At 70.6% G+C, this 14405-nt stretch carries 12 protein-coding genes; 5 read left to right on the top strand and 7 right to left on the bottom strand.

Translation table 11 applies throughout. From position 1 onward, the window contains the following. Nucleotides 1-37: 37 nt before the first annotated feature. Nucleotides 38-250, top strand: a complete 213-nt coding sequence (locus tag OG556_RS34355; protein WP_331743046.1) for a hypothetical protein — start codon at nucleotides 38-40, stop codon at nucleotides 248-250. 383 nt (nucleotides 251-633) lie between these two features. Further along, nucleotides 634-1104, top strand: a complete 471-nt coding sequence (locus OG556_RS34360; RefSeq protein ID WP_371523066.1) for a hypothetical protein — start codon at nucleotides 634-636, stop codon at nucleotides 1102-1104. A gap of 89 nt (nucleotides 1105-1193) precedes the next feature. Here OG556_RS34360 and OG556_RS34365 read toward each other — a convergent pair whose 3' ends face one another. Beyond that, complete coding sequence (locus OG556_RS34365) at nucleotides 1194-3485, bottom strand: hypothetical protein (RefSeq protein ID WP_331743051.1); 2292 nt, start codon at nucleotides 3483-3485, stop codon at nucleotides 1194-1196. A gap of 209 nt (nucleotides 3486-3694) precedes the next feature. Beyond that, nucleotides 3695-4171 carry a GNAT family N-acetyltransferase gene (locus tag OG556_RS34370; RefSeq protein WP_331743054.1) on the bottom strand — a complete coding sequence of 159 codons (477 nt, stop codon included), beginning with the start codon at nucleotides 4169-4171 and terminating at the stop codon, nucleotides 3695-3697. Between the two features lie 145 nt (nucleotides 4172-4316). Here OG556_RS34370 and OG556_RS34375 point away from each other — a divergent pair, with 145 nt between their 5' ends. Continuing rightward, on the top strand, nucleotides 4317-5057 hold the full coding sequence (locus tag OG556_RS34375; RefSeq protein WP_331743057.1) for a winged helix-turn-helix domain-containing protein: 741 nt from the start codon (nucleotides 4317-4319) through the stop codon (nucleotides 5055-5057). A gap of 230 nt (nucleotides 5058-5287) precedes the next feature. Here OG556_RS34375 and OG556_RS34380 read toward each other — a convergent pair whose 3' ends face one another. Then, on the bottom strand, nucleotides 5288-6241 hold the full coding sequence (locus OG556_RS34380) for a hypothetical protein (protein WP_371523067.1): 954 nt from the start codon (nucleotides 6239-6241) through the stop codon (nucleotides 5288-5290). 368 nt (nucleotides 6242-6609) lie between these two features. Continuing rightward, entirely contained in the window at nucleotides 6610-7149 is a 540-nt protein-coding gene (locus OG556_RS34385) for a GNAT family N-acetyltransferase (protein ID WP_331743063.1), read from the bottom strand. 1755 nt (nucleotides 7150-8904) lie between these two features. Between OG556_RS34385 and OG556_RS34390 the strand changes: the two genes are divergently transcribed. Then, nucleotides 8905-9192 (top strand): hypothetical protein, encoded by a 288-nt coding sequence (locus OG556_RS34390; protein WP_331743066.1) that lies wholly within the window; start codon nucleotides 8905-8907, stop codon nucleotides 9190-9192. A gap of 76 nt (nucleotides 9193-9268) precedes the next feature. On the opposite strand, the gene OG556_RS34395 is transcribed toward OG556_RS34390, so the two are convergent. The 3 genes from OG556_RS34395 to OG556_RS34405 all read right to left on the bottom strand — a co-directional run bounded on the left by OG556_RS34395 (nucleotide 9269) and on the right by OG556_RS34405 (nucleotide 13989). Further along, entirely contained in the window at nucleotides 9269-10195 is a 927-nt protein-coding gene (locus OG556_RS34395; protein ID WP_331743069.1) for a PIG-L family deacetylase, read from the bottom strand. A gap of 1025 nt (nucleotides 10196-11220) precedes the next feature. After that, nucleotides 11221-13359: a hypothetical protein gene (locus OG556_RS34400; RefSeq protein ID WP_371523068.1), complete on the bottom strand. Its 2139-nt coding sequence runs from the start codon at nucleotides 13357-13359 to the stop codon at nucleotides 11221-11223. Between the two features lie 243 nt (nucleotides 13360-13602). Then, nucleotides 13603-13989 (bottom strand): hypothetical protein, encoded by a 387-nt coding sequence (locus OG556_RS34405; RefSeq protein WP_331743074.1) that lies wholly within the window; start codon nucleotides 13987-13989, stop codon nucleotides 13603-13605. Between the two features lie 77 nt (nucleotides 13990-14066). Here OG556_RS34405 and OG556_RS34410 point away from each other — a divergent pair, with 77 nt between their 5' ends. Next, nucleotides 14067-14216, top strand: a complete 150-nt coding sequence (locus tag OG556_RS34410; RefSeq protein WP_331743077.1) for a hypothetical protein — start codon at nucleotides 14067-14069, stop codon at nucleotides 14214-14216. Nucleotides 14217-14405 lie beyond the last annotated feature (189 nt).

Raw genomic sequence — 14405 nt, forward strand, 5'->3', positions numbered from 1 at the left:
GTTTTCACGCCGCACGGTGTCCCCGCTCGGGGCCAAGATGACCGACCTGAACAGCTCGTTCGCCGGGGCCTGGCCGCCGCCACTCTCGCGCATCGGCTCGATCTCCAGCGCCGCCGTCGACCCCGGGCCCTGCACCTCCTGGGCCTGGCCCACCGCTCACTGCCAGGTCAACTCCCTCACCAGCTGCGACTGCGGCTACTGCACCGCCTACGGCCCCCTGCCCGGACACACCGCCCACCACGGCACCTGAACTCCCTGTCACCTGTGGACAGACCAGGTACATCGGGGCGGCGGTGGCCTGCGGTCCTCGCCGTCGCAGGGCGACGAGACGGGGTGGGGCTGGAGCCAGGCCGGATTGCGAGGCCGCCGGGCTATCTGGCGGGCGCCGGGTGCGCTTCGTCTTCGTCACCAAGGCCCGGGCCCGCGGCAGGAGCTCCAGGCTGCGCGGGCGCAGGACGTGTCCAGCGCCGCCGCAGAGGCCAGGTGGAGTGCCTCCGGGATCTGAGCCAAGTTCCTTGCCAGTTAGTATTGATGATGTATGGTCAGGTCGGTTTTGCAGGTCACGGCGGTGGTGTTGCCGGCGGTGCAGGCCCCGGCGTATCACCCCGGGGAAGGAATCCGGGATCGACCGCCGTGCGGCCGGTCCGTACCGTCGTCGACGGTGTGACACCAGTGATCGACATGGGGAGGGGCATCATGAACGGCAGGATCGTGACTCTGCTCGGCGTACCCGCACTGCTCGCGGGAGCAGTCCTCGCAGCGGCCCCGGCGTACGCAGGGACCGGGGTACGGGTCGACGGCGCGACCGTTTCCGGTGGCACCTCGGCGACGGTGAACGTCACCATCGCGTACTCCTGCGACGCCGGCGGCTTCGTCGCGTCCGCGACCGTGACCGCCGATGACCGTACGTCCGGCGCCCTTGGCTACGCCCGTTTCACCCCGAACTGCACGGGCGCGAATGTCGAAGTGACCGTCCCGGTCACGACTTTGAACCAGAGCCGGTACGCCGCGGGTGACACGGCGGCCGTCCGGGCCTCGCTGCCCGACGCGACCGACACCGAGGTGGTCGGGACCATCACCCGGCTCACCGTCGGCACCGCGTAGCCGGGCCGACGGCAGGCGGCGGGCCGCACGGGCCGGGGAGCGCTCGTGCGGCCCGCCGCCGCGTTACGGGTCGGGCTACGGGGTGCGGGCTACTTCTTGGCCGGGGCCTTCGGGACGGCGTTGTACGGGTTGTGGTGGTGGTCGCCGATGTGCAGCTGCTCCTCCGGCGCGCCGGCGAGCTTGGGCAGGACGTGGGTGCCGGTCGGGTCGGTGATGACGATGGCGTCGCCGTTGCGGCGCACGTCGTGCGGGGAGCCCTTGGCGTAGGAGGCGAGCTCCGCGCCCTGGCCGGTGGGGGTCGAGTCGGCCACCGTACCGAACACGTTCGTGGGCAGCGTCAGTGCGGTCGCCGTCGCGCCGAGCGTGGTGTTCGCGGACTGCTCGCCACCGTACGTGGCGCCGAAGGTGGCGCCGCCGGTGACGGTGGTGCCGGCGGGCACGGTGACCGGCACGGCGGTGCCGGAGGTCCCCTGGAGGGTGACCACGCCGCCCTGGATGTAGCCGGTGGCCGAGCCCGTGTTCTGGGCCTGCTGCCAGGCGGCCTGCTGCTGGAGGACCGTGCCGGAGTCGGTGAGGGTCTGGTTGACCACCGGGGTGTCCGCGGTGAACCAGGTGCGGTAGGTGGACAGGATGCCGGTGAGGGTCTGCAGTGCGAGCTTGTCGTCGGTCAGGTTGGACTGGTGCATGAAGAAGGGCCGCGGGTCGTTGGACAGCACGTACCCGAGGGTGATCCTGACCTGCAGCGGCAGGACGTAGTTCGACCAGGCGGTGTTCGGGTCCAGCGGTGCGATGCAGGTCGTGGTGGCCGGGTTGGCCTCGCAGTTGCCGCTGCCGCCGTTCGCCTTGGAGGTGTAGAGCCAGTTGTACTCGCTCACCTCGTCGGCCTGGGTGGAGACGTTGTAGAACACGTTGACCGGGTGGCGCGGGGTACCGAGAGCGGAAGCGATCTGACGCTGCCCGCTCTCGCGGGAGGCGTCGACGCCGAGCCACTGGATGTTGTTGGCGCTCAGCGCGGCCAGGAAGTTCGGGTTGTCGGCGGGCTGCTGCGGCAGCATCACGGTGCCGGAGTGCTCGCCCGCGACCAGCTCGTTCGGCCGGAACGGGAGGCCGTTGGCCTGGGCGAACTGGATGTTCTGGGTGATCTGGGAGCTGATGGTGGGCTGGTCGACGTACTCGATCGCACCCGAGGCGTCGGTCTGGCACCGCCAGGGGATCACCGAGAAGTCCTGCACGCAGCCCAGGAACGGGTGGTCGTAGGTGTGGTTGACCCACCGGAAGCTGTTCTTGTTCGCCAGCAGCGCGTCGCTCAGCGGGTCGTCGCCGCCCTGCTCCTCCTGGTACTCGACACCCGGGCCGGCGTTGAACAGGAAGTCCAGGGTGTAGCCGTTCTGCTGCTGCCAGTTCACCGTGTCGGTGACGTCGGAGGCGGCCATCCGGATGGGCGTGGTGTCCGGTACGCCGGCGGCGCAGTCGCCTTCGCCCGGGGTGCACTTGCCGCTCTGGCTCCACCGGGAGTTGGCGTTGAACAGGTCGTCGATGTGCGCCGAGAAGTAGTTGCGCCAGTAGCCCAGGTGGACGCCCCGCGTCACCCAGTCGACGATCCCGTGCGCGAGCAGCCGGAACTGCTGCTGGTTGTAGTTGTACGCGAAGGTGAGGACCAGCTGCTGGCGGCCGCCGCTGGTGTAGACGCCCGCGAGCACGCCCTGCGTCGAGGTGCCGGGCACCGTCTCGGTGAGGAACGGTTCGAAGTGCGAGCCGGTGGCCGGGTTGTCGGGCACCGGCGTGGCCAGCGCGCCGTACGAGCCGCTGCCGCCCGCGGTGCCCTCGAACGGCACCGGGCCGTTGAGGTAGCGGAAGGCGTCGGTCCGGGCGGAGGAGGACGCGGTGGCGGTGGTCGCGTCGAGCGAACCGGTCCACGCGGGCGGGTTCAGCCCGGTGTTGGTGCCCGGCCACACGTAGGAGTCGACCTGTCGGACGTGGTACGCCTGCTCGTAGCCGGTGAGGGCGGAGAGTTCGGCGGTGGAGAGCTGGCTCGGCGCGTCGTTGGGCAGGACGACGGCCTCGAAGTGGCCGTGCGGTGTGCCGTCGGCCAGGGCGTCGGCGAGGAAGGACGCCGTGAGAGTGGCACGGTTGCTGCTGGTGAGGTCGACCACGGTGGTCGGCACGCCCTCGGAGACCAGTTGCTTGTGGATGCCCTCGACCCACGGGTTGCCGTCGGTGACGACGAGGACGTTCAGGTCGACCCGGGAGGTCGCGGCCGCGGCCGGGACGACCGTGCCGAGGGATATCACCGCGCCGGCCACGACCAGCGCGATCAGCGGCAGCGCGCGGAACGGCGTCCGGCCCGCGCGCGGGGCAGGACGGGGTTTCAGGAGTCTCATGGCGCCCACCCTGGCGCAGCGGGCGGTCGCTACGGCCGCGTTCCGACAGACCTTGACCGATCGATGGCGGGGTTTTTGGAAACGGTTCCCGTTTCGGGAGCACCCCCGTAACCGGCCTGCACACCTGCGGCCCTGAGGCCCGGTCAGAACCGGCCGCGCCGGGCGGGCCGGGCGGGCCGGGCGGGCCGCGGCACCGCGGTGCTGCGGATTCAGGGGGCTGTCGGCAGGTCGAGGTCCTTGGTCATGAAGACCCTGCTGGTGCCCGGCGGGTCGCACGGAACTTCGCCCAGGCGTCGCCAGCCGTGCTTCGCGTAGAAGCCGGGAGCCTGGAAGCTGATCGTGTACAGGACCGCCGTGCGGCAGCCGCGTGCGCGGGCCTCGCTTTCGGCCCGGCGCAGGATCTCACTGCCCAGGCCGCCATGGCGCAACTCGGCCGGCAGGAAGAACAGGTCGAGGAAGAACAGCCCGAGTGAGGTGCGACCGGTCAGGCCACCGATCACCTGGGAGGTCACGCCGTCACGTACCAGGACGGCCAGCGGGCGGCGGTCGTCGACGGCTGTCGAGTCGGTGTTGAACCGGTCCAGGGCGTCGGAGATGAGCGATACGTCGGTGGGCTTCGGGGCGTCGGTGACCGTGAGGCCGATGCCGGGCCGAAGGTTCGATGGCGTGCTGTCGGTGGCGGACATGGAGCTCCCAGGGCGGTTGGCGGTTGGCGGACGGTGTGCGGGCGCAGGGCGCAGGGCGCAGGGCGCGGTGGCCTCGGCCGGTACGGGACGTTAGGGCGCGGACGCTTCGGCCGAGCCCGAAGCGAGATCGACGACAATCGGGGACATGGACCATCAGCGCGAGGGCCGGGACGTCGGCGTGGACCTGGCCGCCGTGGCCAGGCTGCTGGCCGACGGCACCAGGGCGGACTTCTGCCTGGCCCTGCTGGACGGCCGGGCCTGGACGGCCACGGAACTGGCCCGCCATGCCGGTGTCGCGGCCTCGTCCGCGACCGAGCACCTGAACGTGCTCGTACGTGGCGGACTCCTCGTCGAGGAACGCCACGGACGCCACCGTTACCTGCGGATGGCCGATCCGCGCGTGATGGCCCTGATCGAGAGCCTCGCCGCACTCGCACCGCGCCACACCCCCAGGCCGCGTTCGCTGTCGGGCTCAGGGCGGCAGCGGGCCCTGGCCCGCGCGCGGCTCTGCTACGACCACCTGGCCGGAGAACTGGGCCTGGCCGTCACCGACTCGATGGCCGCCCGCGGCCTGTTGGAGTGGGGAGCCGATCCGTCGCTCACCGCCGAAGGGGCGGCCTGGCTCCACGACCTGGGCATCGCACTGCCCGACACCTCCCGCAGACCGCTGGTACGCGCCTGCCTGGACTGGACCGAACGGCGCCCGCACCTGGGCGGGGCCGTCGGCGCCGCCCTCTGCGGGCACGCCCTGGCCGCCGGGTGGCTGACCCGGATCGGAACCACCCGTGCCCTCGCCCTCACGGACCTGGGCAGACACGAACTGCGCGACCACCTCGGACAGCCTGCGACCAGCGGGCTACCGCCCTGGGACCGCGAGGCGGATTAGCGGCCTTGGGATGAACGGTCCCGGTGCTGGTGAGACCGTGACGGTGGAAGGGCCGCACGGGCTGGGTGAGTTGTGACGCCTGGTCCCCGACCGCTCCGCACGACGCCCGGCCCGCCGTCGCCGCTGCCGGACGAGCGCCGAACTCGTCCTCGCCCGCGACGCCGTTCGCTGCTCACCCACCGGTCGAACCGCCAACAGCCACGCCCCGACCCCGACTTCACCCAAGGCCGTTACTGCATGACTTCCCCGCACGGATGCTCGAAGGAGATCGGGCAGTAATAGAGCTGCATATTGTAGCTCCGCCCGATCTGGACGCCGATGTCGCCGTCCGCGTCGCGGTCCTCGACCGGGTCCCAGCCGCTGCCGTCCAGAACGCCGGAACTGATCGTCAGCAGCGGCACCATGGCGGATTCGCAAGCGGTGCACCGGATCACCGACGGATCGCGGAAGCTCCACGGCCCCCAGCCGCCGACCTTCCACCCAGGGGCGACCGACAGCTCGTACTGGTAGTAGGCCCGGAACTCCTCGGCGTACCGGTACCTCGGATCGGTGCCGGTGAACTCCCGCTCGCACCAGTCCTCGATCCGGTCCGCGAGGTCGGCCTCCAGCTCCAGCGGCGCCGGGTACTCCGTCACCACCTCCGGGTGCAGCACGCACGGCTCGGGCACGTAGTTGCCGTAATTCTCCACGTCAGCCGGCAGCGGCGGATCGGTCAGCAGCGCGTCGACCTGTGGGGAAGAGCGCCACACCACCCTGGCCTCGGGCATCCACGACGGATCGTGGTTCAGCGGGCACCACAGCACCTGCAGCAGGTCCGCGCCCTCGGGGCACGGCAGCGAGGGGATGTCGCGCGCGTAGAGCTGGGCCACCGGCAGCAGGGCGTTCGGCTTCCGGCTCCACGGATGTCCCGCGGACGTCGCGTCCAGGGCCGCCTCCTCCCGGTCGTCGGGATGGGTCTCATAGAGCTCCCGGCGCCGCCGGATATCGGCCATCGACACCGGCAGATCGCCCTCGTCCTCCTCCGGATGCGGGCCCTCGCACACCGGCCACGGCTCACTGGCCGGCCACAGCAACAGGCCCCCGACCGAACTGTCGTGGACGGTCGGCTCGCCCAACCGTGGGTGCAGGCGCGCCGTCCGCCGCGCCAACGGCACCAGTTCCGGGAAGACCGCGGCGATATCCACTCGGCGCGGCGGTGTAACACGGACCATCGGGGCATCTCTTTCGGACGGCGGACAGGCATACGGACCTTATCCACCGCCACCGACAGAACAGCCGGTCGAGAACGATGCCTGGCAGGGTACTTGACGGTCCCTCCGAAGGATCGGGATTGCGCTCGGATGCCGAGCCCGCTGGAGTACCGGGACAGGGGCCCGTGCTGCTCCGCGCCAGTTCGCGGGCGGCGCATCCGTCGCGACGACCACTACCGACACGCTCGCGCCGGGCCCACGCCCGCCTGGACGCGCGAGAAGCGACCCTCTCCGACACGAGAGAACGACAGGTGCCTTCCGCGCGCAGGTGGGAGGGGGTACCCGGCGGTCGCGTCGCAGACTCAGTCGGACGGCGTGACCGGGGAGCGCATGCCGAGCCACTGCTCGGCACCCCAGGCCTCGAACCGCTCCACCTCGGTGAACCCCAGCTTCGCCGCCAGACGCATCGAGCCGACGTTGGCGCTCTGGGTGGTGAGCACCACCGGCTCGCCGGGAAGCGCGTCGACGAGCCAGTCGAGTGCCGCCGTGCACGCCTCGGCGGCGTACCCGAATCCCCACGCCCGCGGCAGGAACAGGTAGCCGAGATCGACCTTCCCCGCGGCGGCCGGACGGCGATGCCCCGTCGCCCTCCTCAGCAGGATCTGGCCGATCATCGCCCCGTCGAGCTCGACGACGAAACTCCCGGGCCACCGCTCGGGTGCCCCGGACATCTCGCGCTCGAGCTCGTCACGCGGCCGGGGGCCGCCGAGGTAGGCGTGCACCTCCGGCGAGGCGAGCAGCTCGATGAACGCCGCACGGTCCCGGACCTCGGACTCACGGAGCACGAGCCTCCCGGTCCTGACCGGCTCAGGCGGCCAGACCACAGCTCCCAGATCTTCCATCCGCGCACGCTAACAGGTGGTCAACCCAGCCGATGCTGCGCCCCGGGACACAGCCACCCCAGAGCGGCGGGCACCGCCGGGACGATTGGCGGCAGGCTGGCGAGGTCCTCGCCAGCGACCTCACCGAGTAGTCCCTCAGTATCGACAACCCCTTCGTCGTAGAGTTTGAGTAACCGACGACCCCTTCCGTCCCTCTCCACCCCGACGGAAGAGACCTCTCCACCCGGGGCACGCAACTGGCCAACACGGCACCGCCCCGACTCGGTGAAGGAACGCTGTCACACGCGGGACGAGCAGCCCCCGCCGGCGTTGAGGAGAGAGAGGCTTCAGGTGGACAAACGCAACCGAACCCTGCCCCTGGCCAGGACCGCCGGTGTCATCTCACCGGTCCTCCTGCTCCACAACCACACCCCTTGGTGGGCGATCCTGCTCCTTGCCGTGCCAGCCGGGGCCTGGGCCGTACTCAACGCCGTTCTCCCCCAGGCCTCACACGACCGGCTGGAATGGTGGCGGGACCGCCGTCGCCACCAGCGCCTGCGAACAGCCCGCCGGGCCGGCGCGCCCTCGGAAACCCGTAGGCAACCCTGACCGCCCGGCTCAGGCCCTCAGCGGGCCGGCCGCGGACGGGCGTGTCCCGCCACGGCCGGCCCGCTGACGGAACACCAGCAGCCCGGCAGGGCGCAGCAGCCCACAGGCGCGCAGGGAACACAGGGGGCGCCGACAAGGACATCACGGAGTGACTGCCGATGGACGACGAGGTCCGAACAGCCCCCGTGCCCGGCAGCGACCGCGGCGCCGAACGGATCAGCAGCCGGGCCGGCCTCCCCGGGCAGCCCCCTGCGGTGTCGGCGCCGACATGCGGGACAGGAAATTCTCCTGTCCTGGAGGTCTGAACGGGGTTACCCGTGCGGGAGCGCACCGAAGAATTTGCGGTCCCGACGGAACCGACGGAGTCGGCGGGGACGGCGGGCCTCACAGAGATCGGCACCACCGAACCCGCCGACGCCGTGCTCCCCCACGCCATCGACACGGACACGATCCACACCGGCCCTGGTCCGGAACGGAGCGCGGAGACAGGGAAGCCGGTGAGTGCACACACGGTGAGGTGGCGTCGGCGCCGTCATCAGGCCCAGCGTCGGTGTACGGCCTTCGCTCCTCAGCTGCGTACCTTTGAACGCCCCCTGACCTGTGCCAGGAAACCTGGACCGCGTGGCACCGAAGGTGTGCCGACGGCGGTTTGCGTCAGTGGTGACGGACCACCGCACGTCAGTTGTCCTGCTGTAGGAGTGAGAGCCGCCGTTGGGCCTCGTTGCGAACCGCTGAATCTGTATCCGGTGTCAGAGTCTTGAGTTGCCGAATGAACTCGGCCATGCGGCCAGAACCGGAACTCGTGAACAGAACCGACCAGGGCCCGGGGTGTGGCATCAGGAGCGGCGAGTAGGGCTTCGACGACGGCCAGGACATCGCCGAGCCGGACGGCGGCGCAGCGGCTGCGTCGCGACCGGGCGCCGTCGGGGGCGCCATTGAGCAACGGCACTGACTCCGCCTGGCGCGCGCACCATCGCCACCCTGAAGGACATCAAGGCCCCCGCCGAGCAGCGCTACGAGCTCGGCCTTCCGGCAGGCACCGAGGTCGTCGCCAATGAAACCGGCGGCTACGACCTCATCCGCCCCGTCGATGGCGGAGCGGCCGTGACCGTCGCGCGCAATCGAGTTCCGAAAACCTGAGCCCCGAGCAGTGGAGAGGATGCGCCGGTGTCCGTGTTCCTGTCGATCATCGACATCTCGGCCCTGTGCTTCTCGGAGGCCGTGGCCGTACGCAGGCATCCCGACCGGTCCTTCCTCCTATTGCTGAGGAACGACCGGGTCGCCCTGGCCGTGGTATTGGTCTGGCGGCTCTTCTCCGTCGCCGTGTCCGTGCCCGACGGGAACATCCTGGGAGGCTCCCTCTTCGGGCTCCTGAGCGCCTGCGTCGTCGGTTGCACCGTGGCAACCGCACGAAGGGCAAGGGCCCGCCGCCGAGTTGCCCGCCACACCACCTGACCGCCCCGGCCCGACACGCCCCGAGCGCCCCGATCCCTGTGTCGGGGCGCTCGGGGCCATCGCTGCGTCGCGTCCGTCAGGACCAGTCCGTACGCGGCCTGTCGATCTCTCCGTACTTGTAGGAGGAGTTGGGGAGGGCGAAGACGTACTCGTGCGGGTCGTTGTGCGCGCTCTCCATCTTCTCCGGGACGCTGTGGTAGCCGAGCGCGTAGAGGTTCTTGGACGGGCTCCACCTGTTGTAGCAGTAGATGGCGTCGCGCTTGGTTCCCATATGGTCCGCAGGGATGTTCAGCACGTAGGCGGCGCCGTCGGCGCGGGAGGAGAGCGGATGGTCGTAGGCGTAGACGAAGTTGAAGCGCACGTCGGTCAGCTTGCCCGCGCGCGCCAGCTGCACGGCCGCGTCGGTGATCGCCTTGTGGGTCTTGGTGACCTCCAGCCAGCCCGCGGTGAACTTGTGCGAGGCACCCGGGTACTGCGCCGCGATGGACGCGATCTTCGACTTGACCGTGCTGGTGAACTTGGCGAAGGCGTCGGGCTCGTTCGCCCACACGGAGTCGGGGACCTTGAGGTTGATCACCTTGTCGACTCCGAGAGTGGCCGCCGAGGCCATGAACTCGGCGGTCCGAGCTGGCACGATCACGCTGTCACTGGCTTCGCCGGTCGGCCAGTTCAGCCCGTGGTGGCCGTGGGCCGCGCACGGATGCCGGTCGTCGCGTGTGGTCAGCGGGCAGGGATCGGTGTTCATCAGCGACGCCAGCGAGTCGTTCTCACCCCGTGTCACCAGCACCAGGTACACCGGCCGGCCGGCCGCCTTGTGCTCCAGGATCGACCCGGCCAGACCCAGCGCCTCGTCGTCCTGGTGCGGCGAGTAGAAGATCGCCGGAGCGGACGCGGCCGACGCCTTTCCCCCCGACAGGCCGGTACCCAGGACCGTCGCACCGGCCAGCGCCCCCAACGTCAGCACCCGCCGCCGGGACAGGCCCGCCCCTGCGTTGTCCACCATCACTGCCTCCTGCCGGACCCACCGGGCCCACTCGCGCTCCTTACCGCCCCACGCGGCGAGGGTGACAGCGGCCCGTCCCACGGGTGAGCCGCCCGGTCACTCTCCCGAGACTACGAAGCACACCCGTAGCCGGGCATCACTCACCAGAACGAGGACCAGGCTCCCGCTCCGCCCTCCACCCGGTACTCCGCTCCCCCGGCCCGGCTCCCAGTGGATGCCGCGGTGGTGCCGGCGGCCGGGCACCGGGCACGCCAGGCACCGCAGCCTCAGCGAGACGACGACCCGCCGTCCATCCACCAGCACGTCCGTAACCCTGCGCCCATAGAACCGTGCACCTGACCGGAAAACCAGGGGGTTGGCCGGGCAGCACGAGGTAGCCCGTCGGCGGTCGGTGCCGGCGGGCTGTGGGGGCGGGTCAGACGGCCGCGGGGGTGAGGGTGACGTCGTGGCCGAGGGCCTTCAGTTGCCGGATGCGGACCCGGTATCCGTCGTCGAACGGCTCTCGCGGATGCGGATCAAGGGCCTCCAGGGCCCGAACACCCGGAGAACACACCGCCGTGGTGGAACCGCGGAACGTGTTGCCCGAGCCTTTCGCCTTCGTTGTCGCCCAGGCCGGGGCCGGGGCCCTGCGCCGCGGTGAGCACGTGGGCGTGTTTGCCGGTGCAGACGTGGTCCTGGGCGCCGGTGAGGCCGGTTTCCGAGAGGGGTCCGGGCGGTGGACGGTCGACGAGGTCGGCAACCAGTCGACCGGCTACTGCCCGGACGTCAGCTCGTGGCCGGCCGTCGCCGACGCCCTGGACCAGGCCGGGGTCGTTCGCCCGTCCGGCTTCACGCACGAGGTGGTGTTCCGCCGCTGCCCGTCCTGCCGGCAGCTCAACATCGTGCGCGAGCAGGACTTCGTCTGCGTCTTCTGCGACAAGGGCCTACCGGAGGGGTGGAACGCCGACCGGCCTGGGCTCCAGATGAAACAGCGTGTGAACGCGGTGCGGGACGGGGACGCGAAGGCCGGAGGTGGCGAGGTACCGTCAGTCGTCTTCCTGGTCGGTCGCGGGCTCGGTGAGGCCCTTGCGGCAGTGGCCGTGGCCGGGGTGCTTGTGGCAGTAGGAGTCCTTCTTCTCCCCCACGGTGATGGTGGCCTTGGCGGGTTCGCTGACGATCGGGTTCCCGTGCGGGTCGGTGGCCGCCGCGAACGCCACGTTGGTGATGTCGCAGCCCTTCTCGGCGCCGCCGCGGTGGTGGGTGGCCTTGCAGGCTTCGATGTCGGCCAGGGTGATCGTGTAGGTGCCGTGGCAGGTGGCGCTGGCGCCGGGCGTCAGCGTGCTCGCCTCGCAGCTGACGCTGGCGATGCGGTCGTCGTTGACCAGCACGCCGTGCAGGTCGGTGCTGCCGGTGTTGGTGACCGTGTAGGAGTACTCCACGGTGTCGCCGACGGCGTAGGGGCCGTGCGAGAGGACCCGCTTCTTCAGGGTGAGGTGCGGCTCCCCGATCGGCAGCGTCAGCTGGGTTTGCGGGGACACGACCGGGCGCTCGTTCGCCGTACCGGTGGCGGTGGCGGTGTTGGTGACGGAGCCGGCCGTAGCGTCGTTCTCGGTGATCGTGTACGTGCCGTGGCAGGTGGTGCGGTCGCCCGGGCTCTCCGCCGGGGCGAGCGTGGTCGAGGCGCAGGTGATGTCGGCGACGTGGTCGTCGGTCACGTGGACGCCGGTCAGCTCGGCGCCCCCGGTGTTCTGGACGATGTAGCGGAAGGTGACCGTCTGCCCGACCGCGTAGGGGCCGGGCGTCTGCACCTGCTTCTCGATGGCGAGGCCGGGCGGCCGCTCGATCGGCAAGCTCTGCGAGGACGGCGGCGAGGAGACCGACTGACCGCCCGAAGTGCCTTTCGCGGTGGCCGTGTTGTCGATGGAACCGTGGATCACGTCGGCGGCGGTGACGGTGTAGGTGGCGGTGCAGGTGACCGTATGACCGCTCGCCAGCGTCGTCGTGGGACACGACACCGGGCCGACCTTCGGGTCGCTGACGGCGAGGCCGGTGATGTCCGTGGCACCGGAGTTGGTGACGACGAAGTCGTACGGTACTCGTGTCCCGGCCACCAGGTCACCGGGCAGCGGCTGCCGGACCTGCTTGACGAGGTTCAACTGCGGCAGCGGCTGGTTGCTGCTCACCACCACGTTGCGGATGAGGTGCACGTCGGTGAACAGGCCGGTGGAGGCCGCGAACCCGAACTTGTAGGTGGCGGGCACCGGTTGCGGAGCGGGCGTGCTGAGCACCTGGTGGGAGCCGGTGCCGTCGTTGAAGTCGACCGACACGGTGAGCACCGGGTCGGGCGTCGGGGTGAGCTCGACGTGGACCCGGCGGCGCGAGGGTTCGAGCGCGGTCTCGGCCTGGACGGGGGTGGCCCCCGGAGGCAGCGTGGTGAGCGGCCCTTGCAGGGTGCCCGGGAGCGTCGACGGCCAGGGTGCGGTGGTGCTGAAGTTGCTGGTGGTGGCGGTCAGGAAGCAGTAGCCCTCGGTCCCGTCGCCCGGGCCGCGCACCGTGACCATGTTGGCCCCGGGGCCGGGGATGCGGAACGCCGTTCCGGCGGGCGAGCGGGTGGGGCAGCCGTTGCCGCGGTGCTCCCAGTCGCCGAAGTAGTTCCCGAGGACATCGAGCCCCACGCCCAGGTAGCCGCGGTCCACGCCGGGCAGGAAGGTGGCGGTGGGGTCGTCGTCGGGAAGCTTCTGCGCGTACCCGAGGCTGCCGCCGAAGGCGCCGGGGTGGGTCAGTGCGCCGTCGCCGTTCACCAGGAAGAACGAGATGCCGTCAGCGGGGTTGGCCGGGGTCGTGCTCCCGTATTGCCACTGGTCGAAGGTGACATCGAGGCCCTGGTTGGCGGGCAGCGCGTGGTTGTAGAGGACCGCGCCGGCCTGGTCGTTGGACGCGTCCGTCAGCCGCAGATAGCCGTGTGGCGCGCCGTCGGGGGGCGGCACCGGGCCCACGCCGCCAGGGCAGCCGCCCAGCGGATGGTCCCCGGGGCCGGGCGCGGCGGCAGCCAACGCGCCGGTGAGACAGGCCGACCCCACTCCGGTGAACTCCGGAGCGGCGGCCTGGGTGAACGTCTCGCTGACCAGGGGCGAGCCGCCGGCCCGAGGCAGGGACTCGGCGCCGGTTTCCAGGCACAGGGGCATTCCGGCGCCCACGATCAGGGCCAGGGCCCCTGCGGCGAGCCGGGCCGTCCGGACGCGCCGCGGGCGCTGTCCAGGAGGGGCTGAGTGCTGTTCATACGTCATATCCCCACATATAGCAGTCACTCTGAGTATTCACGGCGAAGACAGGCTGTTACGGAATTGCCCTTCGGTGACTTCACTGGTTGCCGCGGGGCGCCCGCGCGGGCGATGAGGCCCGACCCGGCCACGGGGGATCCGGGCCCGCTATCGCACGACAAGAATCTCCGGCATCGGCAGGCACCACTCGCCCCGCAACCCGATGAGGACCTGACGGGCCAGTTCCCGGGCTTCGATCCACCCTGGATCGACCGCCAGAGCCTCCCTGTTCCACCGGTCCGAGTTCTCCCGGCCGCTCATCCCGGCGAAGATCGCATCGATCGCTCGAAGGTCGCGTAGTACCTCACGGCTGAGATCCCCGTCCTCGACCAGGCCCTCGGCCATGCGGAAGGCGTGGTCGAAGTCCAGGGCGACCTCATCCACCAGGACACCGCGCTCGTCCACCCAGGTCAGCTGAGCCGAGGGATCGGCCGCCAGCACGGTCAGCGCCTCGACAAGCAGCCGTCCACGGAAAGAAGCATCAGGGACTCTCACCAGGGAATCGTGGCACGGCCCAGCGTCACTGAACATCCATCTCGTCGGCACCGCGTGCCCCGACCAGAATCTCCCGCGTGACTCAGGAGAAGCTCGACGCACTCTCGCAAATGATGGACGAGTGCGCGACCACGTTCGACACACACGTACGCGACGTGGCCGCGCTGGCCGCGCCGGCCGCCGAGATCGAAGCCCAGATCGCTGCACGAGGCCGAACTATGAGCTGATGCCAGAAATGGAGCCGCTCACCGCCACCCCTCCCCCGGGCTTGGCGGTGAGAAATCCATAGCCGAGGGCCGTCACGGTCCACGCCGACCGTTCGTCATCGGCCGGCACCAGCAAACGCCAGCCGCCCGCGAACAGAACCGGCCTCGGGGATCAATGGAACCGTGGTTGGCGCTGAGATTGATCAAGGC

The organism is Kitasatospora sp. NBC_01300 (assembly GCF_041435235.1).
Classification (GTDB): Bacteria; Actinomycetota; Actinomycetes; order Streptomycetales; family Streptomycetaceae; genus Kitasatospora.

What these genes read in the sequence shown, in the direction of transcription:
- OG556_RS34375 (WP_331743057.1), top strand. Translation starts at nt 4,317, where the DNA reads ATGGACCATCAGCGCGAGGGCCGGGACGTCGGCGTGGACCTGGCCGCC.
- OG556_RS34355 (WP_331743046.1), top strand. Translation starts at nt 38, where the DNA reads ATGACCGACCTGAACAGCTCGTTCGCCGGGGCCTGGCCGCCGCCACTC.
- OG556_RS34365 (WP_331743051.1), bottom strand. Translation starts at nt 3,485, where the DNA reads ATGAGACTCCTGAAACCCCGTCCTGCCCCGCGCGCGGGCCGGACGCCG.
- OG556_RS34370 (WP_331743054.1), bottom strand. Translation starts at nt 4,171, where the DNA reads ATGTCCGCCACCGACAGCACGCCATCGAACCTTCGGCCCGGCATCGGC.
- OG556_RS34385 (WP_331743063.1), bottom strand. Translation starts at nt 7,149, where the DNA reads ATGGAAGATCTGGGAGCTGTGGTCTGGCCGCCTGAGCCGGTCAGGACC.
- OG556_RS34395 (WP_331743069.1), bottom strand. Translation starts at nt 10,195, where the DNA reads ATGGTGGACAACGCAGGGGCGGGCCTGTCCCGGCGGCGGGTGCTGACG.
- OG556_RS34400 (WP_371523068.1), bottom strand. Translation starts at nt 13,359, where the DNA reads ATGCCCCTGTGCCTGGAAACCGGCGCCGAGTCCCTGCCTCGGGCCGGC.